This window comes from Microvirga splendida, assembly GCF_016427565.1.
Lineage (GTDB): Bacteria > Pseudomonadota > Alphaproteobacteria > Rhizobiales > Beijerinckiaceae > Microvirga > Microvirga splendida.
Map to the genome: position 1 here is coordinate 261804 of NZ_JAELXT010000004.1, position 7177 is coordinate 268980.

Genomic DNA, 7177 nt, shown 5'->3' on the forward strand with positions numbered 1-7177 from the left:
GGGGCGTTAACAGGGACGATTCTGTCGTGTAATGAATTGTGCGATGCACAATAGAACTTGACAAAATTTTGTGCAGTGCACATAAAGAACTCCGTCAGCGGCCTAGCGGCGCCGACCACCATTTAACGCCTTATTGTCGAGGTTCACAATGCTTCAGCCGTTCGCCCAATTCCAGAAGCTCGGCCAGGACAACCTGGATGCCACCATGAAGGCCATCGGTGCTTTCTCCAGCAACTCCCAGGCCATCGCAACCGAGGCGGCCGATTTCGCCCGCAAGTCGTTCGAGCACACCTCCTCCACGGTCGAGAAGCTGCTCGGCGTGCAGACCCTGGACAAGGCGGTCGAGATCCAGACGGCCTATGTGAAGGGCGCCTACGACAACCTGGTCAGCCAGTCGACCAAGCTGGGCTCGCTCTACTCCTCCCTCGCCACCGAGACGCTGAAGCCCTACGAGGGCCTCCTCTCCAAGGCGTCGTAAGGCTAAAAAGTTTTACATCCCTTAGGATGAAGCGCCCGGCCTCGTGCCGGGCGTTTTGCGTTGGGGAGCCATGCGCCGCAAGCTTGGCCGTCGCGGAGCCGGCCTCGCGAAGGCGTGACCAAGATGTCGCTCTTTTCATCCAAGCTGCGACCACCCATCTGGTTGATCTAGCGAACCTGATGGAGCGACTATAGATTTGGCTTTGTGCTGTGGTCCAAAACGGAGCGGGCCATGGGTGGGGCCAAGACGAGAAGAAGGGGCGGTCGTCCAACGATGCTGCGGTTAGCTCAAGGTACAATGACACTGTCGGGGCAGTCGCCGCTGTCGGCTGCCGGCGGGTCACAGCCTCCCGGGGGGGATCCCGGAGGCGACGATGGCGGTCGCTCCAACACGGCCATCATCACGAAAACCAAGCCGCGCACGAAACGGCCGAACCTTTACCGCGTTCTCCTCTTGAACGATGATTACACCCCGATGGAGTTCGTGGTGCATGTGCTGGAGCGTTTCTTCAACAAGAACCGCGAGGATGCGACCCGGATTATGCTGCATGTGCACCAGAACGGTGTCGGGGAGTGTGGAGTTTTTACGTACGAAATTGCCGAGACCAAGGTAACCCAGGTGATGGATTTCGCCCGGAAACACCAGCACCCTCTGCAATGTGTAATGGAAAAGAATTAGCCGAGCCCCGCTCATAAAGGACAAGCCGTTGCCGAGCTTTTCTCGCAGTCTTGAACAAGCCCTTCACCGAGCCCTCGCTCTCGCCGGCGAGCGCCGCCACGAATACGCAACCCTCGAACACCTCCTCCTGGCCCTGGTCGACGACCAGGATGCTGCGGCCGTCATGCGGGCCTGCAATGTCGATCTCGACGTTCTCCGCCGCAACCTGGTGGACTACGTCGACAGTGAACTCGCCAATCTCGTCGCGGACGGGCGCCAGGATTCCAAGCCGACGGCCGGCTTTCAGCGCGTGATCCAGCGGGCGGTGATCCATGTGCAGTCCTCGGGGCGGGATGAAGTGACGGGCGCCAACGTGCTGGTCGCCATCTTCGCCGAGCGGGAGAGCCATGCCGCCTACTTCCTGCAGGAGCAGGACATGACCCGCTACGATGCGGTCAACTACATCAGCCACGGCATCGCCAAGCGCCCGGGCCTCACCGAGAGCCGCTCTCCGCGCGGGTCCTCCGAGGAGGAATCGTCCAACGAGCGTCCGACCCAGGACGAGGGCGATGCGCGGGCCAAGAAAAAGGGCGATGCCCTCGAGGCTTACTGCGTCAACCTCAACAAGAAGGCGAAGGAAGGCCGGATCGATCCGCTCATCGGCCGTGAATCCGAGGTCCAGCGCACCATCCAGGTCCTGTGCCGCCGCCAGAAGAACAACCCGCTCCTCGTCGGCGATCCCGGCGTCGGCAAGACCGCCATCGCGGAGGGCCTCGCCCGCAAGATCGTCCAGGGCCAGGTGCCGGAGGTTCTGAAGGGCGCCACCGTCTTCTCCCTCGACATGGGCACGCTGCTCGCCGGCACCCGCTATCGGGGCGACTTCGAAGAGCGCCTGAAGCAGGTCATGAAGGAGATCGAGGCCCACCCGAACGCCATCATGTTCATCGATGAGATCCATACGGTGATCGGCGCCGGCGCCACCTCCGGCGGTGCGATGGATGCCTCGAATCTTCTGAAGCCGGCTCTTGCCCAGGGCAGCCTCCGCTGCATCGGCTCGACCACCTACAAGGAATACCGCCAGTATTTCGAGAAGGACCGGGCCCTCGTCCGTCGCTTCCAGAAGATCGACGTCAACGAGCCGTCCGTGCCGGACGCCATCGAGATCGTGAAGGGCCTGAAGCCCTATTTCGAGGACTTCCACAAGCTCAAATATACCAACGACGCCGTGAAGGCGGCGGTGGAGCTGTCGGCCCGCTACATCAACGACCGGAAGCTGCCGGACAAGGCGATCGACGTGATCGACGAGACTGGCGCCTCGCAGATGCTCCTGCCCGAGGGCCGTCGCAAGAAGACCATCGGCATCAAGGAGATCGAGGCCACCATCGCCACCATGGCCCGCATCCCGCCCAAGACCGTGTCGAAGGACGACGCGGAGGTGCTCGCGCACCTGCAGGACACCCTCAAGCGGGTGGTCTATGGGCAGGACAAGGCCATCGAGGCGCTCTCCTCGGCGATCAAGCTGGCCCGGGCCGGCCTGCGCGATGCGGAAAAGCCCATCGGCTCCTATCTCTTCGCCGGCCCCACGGGCGTCGGCAAGACGGAGGTCGCCAAGCAGCTGGCCACGTCGCTCGGCGTCGAGCTCCTGCGCTTCGACATGTCGGAGTACATGGAGCGGCACACGGTCAGCCGCCTGATCGGCGCGCCTCCCGGCTACGTGGGCTTCGATCAAGGCGGTCTCCTGACCGACGGGATCGACCAGCATCCGCACTGCGTGCTCCTGCTCGACGAGATCGAGAAGGCGCATCCGGATCTGTTCAATATCCTGCTTCAGGTCATGGACCACGGGAAGCTGACGGACCATAACGGCAAGCAGGTCGATTTCCGCAACGTGATCATCATCATGACCACGAATGCGGGCGCCGCCGACATGGCCCGCCCGGCCTACGGCTTCACCCGCACCAAGCGGGAAGGTGACGATACGGAAGCGGTGAACAAGCTGTTCACGCCGGAATTCCGCAACCGCCTCGATGCCATCATCTCGTTCGGTCACCTGCCGAAGGAAGTGGTCCAGAAGGTCGTCGACAAGTTCGTCATGCAGCTGGACGTCCAGCTCTCCGACCGCAACGTGTCGATCGAGCTCACCGAGGAGGCCCGCGACTGGCTGGTGGAGCACGGCTACGACGAGGCCATGGGCGCCCGCCCGATGGGCCGTCTGATCCAGTCGACCATCAAGACGCCGCTGGCCGACGAGGTGCTCTTCGGCAAGCTCAAGGATGGCGGCGCGGTCAAGGTCGTGGTCAAGACCGACGAGATCGGCCTGCAGAGCCTGGGCTTCGAGTATGTGGAAGGCCCGGTGAAGCCGAAGCCCGAGAAGGTCCCGACCAACGCCAAGAAGAAGCCCAAGGCGAAGTCCGCGCCCTCGAAGACGAAAAAGTCGGTGAAGCCGAAGGGCCCCGATGGTAATGGGGGCGGAGGTGTCCGCACCGTTCCGAAGGTTCCACTGGTTAGAGCATGACGTCTGAAATTCACGAGGGACCCCTCCAGGGGTCCCGCACCCTCGATGCTCCGGCGAAGGTCTCGTGGCGCGAGAAGCGCTACGAGCGCCGTCGCCGGCGCGTCTGGTTCGAGGAGATCCTCGGCTGGATCCTCGTGCCGGTGATCATTCTCGGCTGCTACTGGTTTCTGGAAGTGGGCTTGAGCGCTCTCGGCACCTCGCCGGCGGCGATCATGGAAGGCATCGAAGCCATCCTGGCCACCCTCTGAAGGCCTTACGTTCAGTCGAGCGCATATAAAGCCGCACCGGATTCGATCCGGTGCGGCTTTTCCTTGTCCTCAGGCAACCGGAGCATCGACCGTGCAGACGATGCCGGCCGGGGCGAAGTCGATTGACGCCTTCCCATGGAGGTCCTGGGCGAGGCTGCGCTCGATGAGCCGGGTGCCGAAGCCCCGGCGTTTGGGAACTTCGACCGCCGGCCCGTTCGTCTCGGACCAGGTCAGATGCAGGCGCCTGTCCGATCCATCGCTCACCGACCAGGCAATCCGCACTTCGCCAGTTTCATTGGACAAGGCGCCATACTTCACCGCATTCGTGGCGAGTTCCTGCAGCGCCATGGCGATGGCCAGCGCCATGCGCGGGGAAAGCCGCACGTCCGGGCCTTCGATGTGGATGCGCCTCTCGCGCTCGTGGCGGTAAGGCGCCATGGCCTCCCGGACGATCTCGATGAGGCCTGCTCCTTCCCAGTTCTCCCGCGTGAGCACGTCGTGGGCGCGGGAGAGGGCGAGCAGGCGCGCCTCCATGGCGGAGCGGGCCTCCTGCATGGTGCCGGCATTGCGGAGGGTCTGGGACGCGATGGACTGGACGGTCGCCAGCGTGTTCTTCACCCGGTGGTTCAGTTCGTGGATGAGAAGCTGCTGATGCTCCTCCCACCGCTTACGCTCGGTGATATCCATGACGACGCCGCGGGACCTGACGATCCGGTCGTTTGCATCCCGCACATACTCACCGCGTCCGTTCACCCACCGGATTTCGCCGTCGGGCATCATCAGGCGCAGCGTCCATTCGAAACTGCGGAAGCTCGCGTCCTCCTGCTCCCTGTCGCGCTTGTTGAGAATTTGCGTGACGTCGTCGGGATGATAGCGGGCCCGGATGTCCGCAAGGGTCAGCACATGATCGGGCGGGTAGCCGTAAAGCTCGCTGAGGCGCGGTGAGGGGTTCATCCTTCCTTCGACATGATCGAAGTCGAAGATGGCGAGCGAGCCGGCCTCGAGGGCTGCCATCAGCTCCGCCTCCCTCTCGATCAGGGCCTCCTCGGCAGCCTTGCGGTCGGTAATGTCCAGGAGAACGCCGATGGTTCTGGTCGGAAACCCATCGGGACCCAGCAGCATCTCGGCACGCATCAGGAGCCAGCGCAGCGATCCGTCGACCCTGTAGTAACGATACTCGACCTCGAAGAACCGCTCTCCCTTCTTGAGAGCCGCCATGGCGGCGGCTGACAGCCGCTCCCGGTCTCCCGGATAATAGCGCGTTCGCAGGTCGGCCAGGTCCAGCTCCGTATCCACCGGATACCCGAGCATGCGGTTGAGCTCAGGGCTCACCGTGATGCGATCCGTCGCCGTTTTATGTTCCCAGACGGCCATGCGGCCTGCATCGATGGCCAGTCGCAAGCGATCCTCACTGGCCCGGAGCGCGGTCTCCGCGCGGGCGCGTTCGAGGGCATCCCAGATGCGTTCCGCCACATCCTCGACGAGCTTCACCTCGCTGGCGGTCCAGAACCGGGGCATCCGGTTGTGCACGTAGATCGCCGCGACCATGCGTCCGCGCTTGATCAGGCTGACCGTCACGACGGACGAGAATTCCAGGGCCGCGAAGGCGGCGAGGTGTTCCGGCGAGTTCGTGCGCGGGTCCTCGGCCGCGTTGTGGACGACCAGGGTCTCGCCGCGCTTGAGGGCTCCATGGATCTCCGGGCCGAACGCCGTAAGATCGTGGGTCCCGATCTGGGGCGCCACCGTGCCGTCCGTCCAGTTGCGCTCGGTGGTGAAGTAGCGGGCCGTCTCCTCGACCTCTCCGAAGCCGACGCGGCTGACCGCGAGGTGCTCTCCCAGCATCTGCTGCGCAGCGGTGATGACCTCGATCGGCTCGTTCAGGCCGCGCAGGCGGTCGCTCAGGCGGACGAGAAACTCGAGCCGCTGCTCGCTCAGCACCTTCGCGGTCGTTTCATGCACGATGCAGAGAACGCCCGCGACATCGCCGTTCTCGTCATGAACGGGGCTGTAGGAGAAGGTCCACCAGGTCTGCTCCGGATATCCCTTCCGCTCCAGGGTGATCGGCAGATCCTCGAAATAGCTGGCCTCGCCGGTGAGTGCCTTTTCGGCAATCGGCCCCATGATGTCCCAGGCTTCCGACCAGATCTCCCGAAAAGGGCGGCCGAGGGCCTCGGGCTTGCTGCCCAGCATCGGCCTGTAGGCATCGTTATAGAAGGCGGTCAGCTCCGGTCCCCAGACCATGAAGGTCGGAAACTTCGAATGGAGCATCATGCTCACGGCCGTGCGCAGGGAGTGCGGCCATGTCTCCACGTCGCCGATCGGGGTGGACGACCAGCCATGGCGGCGGATTTTCTCGCCCATGAGTCCGCCGCCGGCCAGGAAGTCGGGCTGGCTCTTCAACCGATATTGCATCGAGCGTTCTCGTGGGAGGGGCCGGGCGGGGAGGTGCTCATGGGCGAGCGTTCACCAGAATGATCAATGTTCAATAGGCGACATATGAACCATTGTCCCTCCTTTTCTAGGCCCTGCCCGATCCATGTTTGCGTTTTACTCGGGGCCGCCGACACCAGGGTTTGACTTGGCACCCTAGGCGGGTACCCTTCCGCATCGGCAGTAAGGCGAGGGCACCATGACGAGATTGATCGGCCTGTCGGGGAGCCTGCGTCAGGGCTCGTTCAATGCCGCGCTTCTGCGCAATGCGGCGGGCCTCATGCCCGAGGGTGCCGAACTCACTGTTGCGACCATCCGGGGCATCCCGCTCTACGATGCGGATCTCGAGGCGAACGAGGGGATTCCGGAGAAGGTTGCGGCGCTTAAAGACGCCATCGCGGCCGCGGATGGGCTCCTGCTCGTCACGCCGGAATACAACAACTCGATACCGGGCGTGTTCAAGAACGCCATCGACTGGCTCTCCCGCCCGGCCGACGACATCAAGCGGGTTTTCAGCGGCAAGCCCGTTGGCCTGATCGGCGCCTCGCCGGGCGGCTTCGGCACCATCCTGTCACAGAACGCCTGGCTTCCCGTTTTGCGCTACCTCGGAGCCGACCTCTGGAACGGCGGGCGCCTGATGGTGTCCAAGGCGCAGACGGTGTTCAACCAGGACGGCACCCTGGCGGACCAGAAGATCGAGGAGCAGCTTCGCAAATACCTGGAAGGCTTCGTGGCCTTCGCCGCGCGGCCGAAGGCGTCCGCACCTTAAGCCTAGGCTCAGGACCTATTAATTTGGCCTGAGGAGTGCTTCAGTGTCTCTGTTCTGGAGGCGCTGATGGGTGATCTGTT

Annotated in this window: 6 protein-coding genes; 5 read left to right on the forward strand and 1 reads right to left on the reverse strand. The window is 63.5% G+C overall.

Going from position 1 to position 7177, the window contains the following annotated elements:
• The first annotated feature begins 148 nt into the window (after positions 1-148).
• From JAO75_RS06800 to JAO75_RS06815, 4 genes are all read left to right on the forward strand, one after another.
• Positions 149-478: a phasin family protein gene (locus JAO75_RS06800; RefSeq protein WP_199047752.1), complete on the forward strand. Its 330-nt coding sequence runs from the start codon at positions 149-151 to the stop codon at positions 476-478.
• Positions 479-775: 297 nt separating this feature from the next.
• On the forward strand, positions 776-1156 hold the full coding sequence (clpS, locus tag JAO75_RS06805; RefSeq protein ID WP_425523159.1) for an ATP-dependent Clp protease adapter ClpS: 381 nt from the start codon (positions 776-778) through the stop codon (positions 1154-1156).
• Positions 1157-1184: 28 nt separating this feature from the next.
• Positions 1185-3650 carry an ATP-dependent Clp protease ATP-binding subunit ClpA gene (gene clpA, locus JAO75_RS06810; protein ID WP_199047754.1) on the forward strand — a complete coding sequence of 822 codons (2466 nt, stop codon included), beginning with the start codon at positions 1185-1187 and terminating at the stop codon, positions 3648-3650.
• A complete protein-coding gene (locus JAO75_RS06815; protein ID WP_199047755.1) occupies positions 3647-3898 on the forward strand; it encodes a hypothetical protein in 252 nt (83 codons plus the stop codon). Before clpA ends, JAO75_RS06815 begins: the two co-directional genes overlap by 4 nt.
• Positions 3899-3967: 69 nt before the next feature.
• On the opposite strand, the gene JAO75_RS06820 is transcribed toward JAO75_RS06815, so the two are convergent.
• The gene (locus tag JAO75_RS06820; protein WP_199047756.1) at positions 3968-6310 is read right to left on the reverse strand and encodes an HWE histidine kinase domain-containing protein; all 2343 of its coding nucleotides are present in this window, start codon (positions 6308-6310) and stop codon (positions 3968-3970) included.
• A gap of 217 nt (positions 6311-6527) precedes the next feature.
• On the opposite strand from JAO75_RS06820, the gene JAO75_RS06825 reads away from it, so the two are divergent.
• The gene (locus tag JAO75_RS06825; protein WP_199047757.1) at positions 6528-7097 is read left to right on the forward strand and encodes an NADPH-dependent FMN reductase; all 570 of its coding nucleotides are present in this window, start codon (positions 6528-6530) and stop codon (positions 7095-7097) included.
• Positions 7098-7177: the final 80 nt, after the last annotated feature.

Excerpts from the sequence above, each read along its gene's own strand:
- JAO75_RS06800 (WP_199047752.1), top strand. The coding sequence starts at position 149 with ATGCTTCAGCCGTTCGCCCAATTCCAGAAGCTCGGCCAGGACAACCTG.
- clpS (WP_425523159.1), top strand. The coding sequence starts at position 776 with ATGACACTGTCGGGGCAGTCGCCGCTGTCGGCTGCCGGCGGGTCACAG.
- JAO75_RS06815 (WP_199047755.1), top strand. The coding sequence starts at position 3,647 with ATGACGTCTGAAATTCACGAGGGACCCCTCCAGGGGTCCCGCACCCTC.
- JAO75_RS06820 (WP_199047756.1), bottom strand. The coding sequence starts at position 6,310 with ATGCAATATCGGTTGAAGAGCCAGCCCGACTTCCTGGCCGGCGGCGGA.
- JAO75_RS06825 (WP_199047757.1), top strand. The coding sequence starts at position 6,528 with ATGACGAGATTGATCGGCCTGTCGGGGAGCCTGCGTCAGGGCTCGTTC.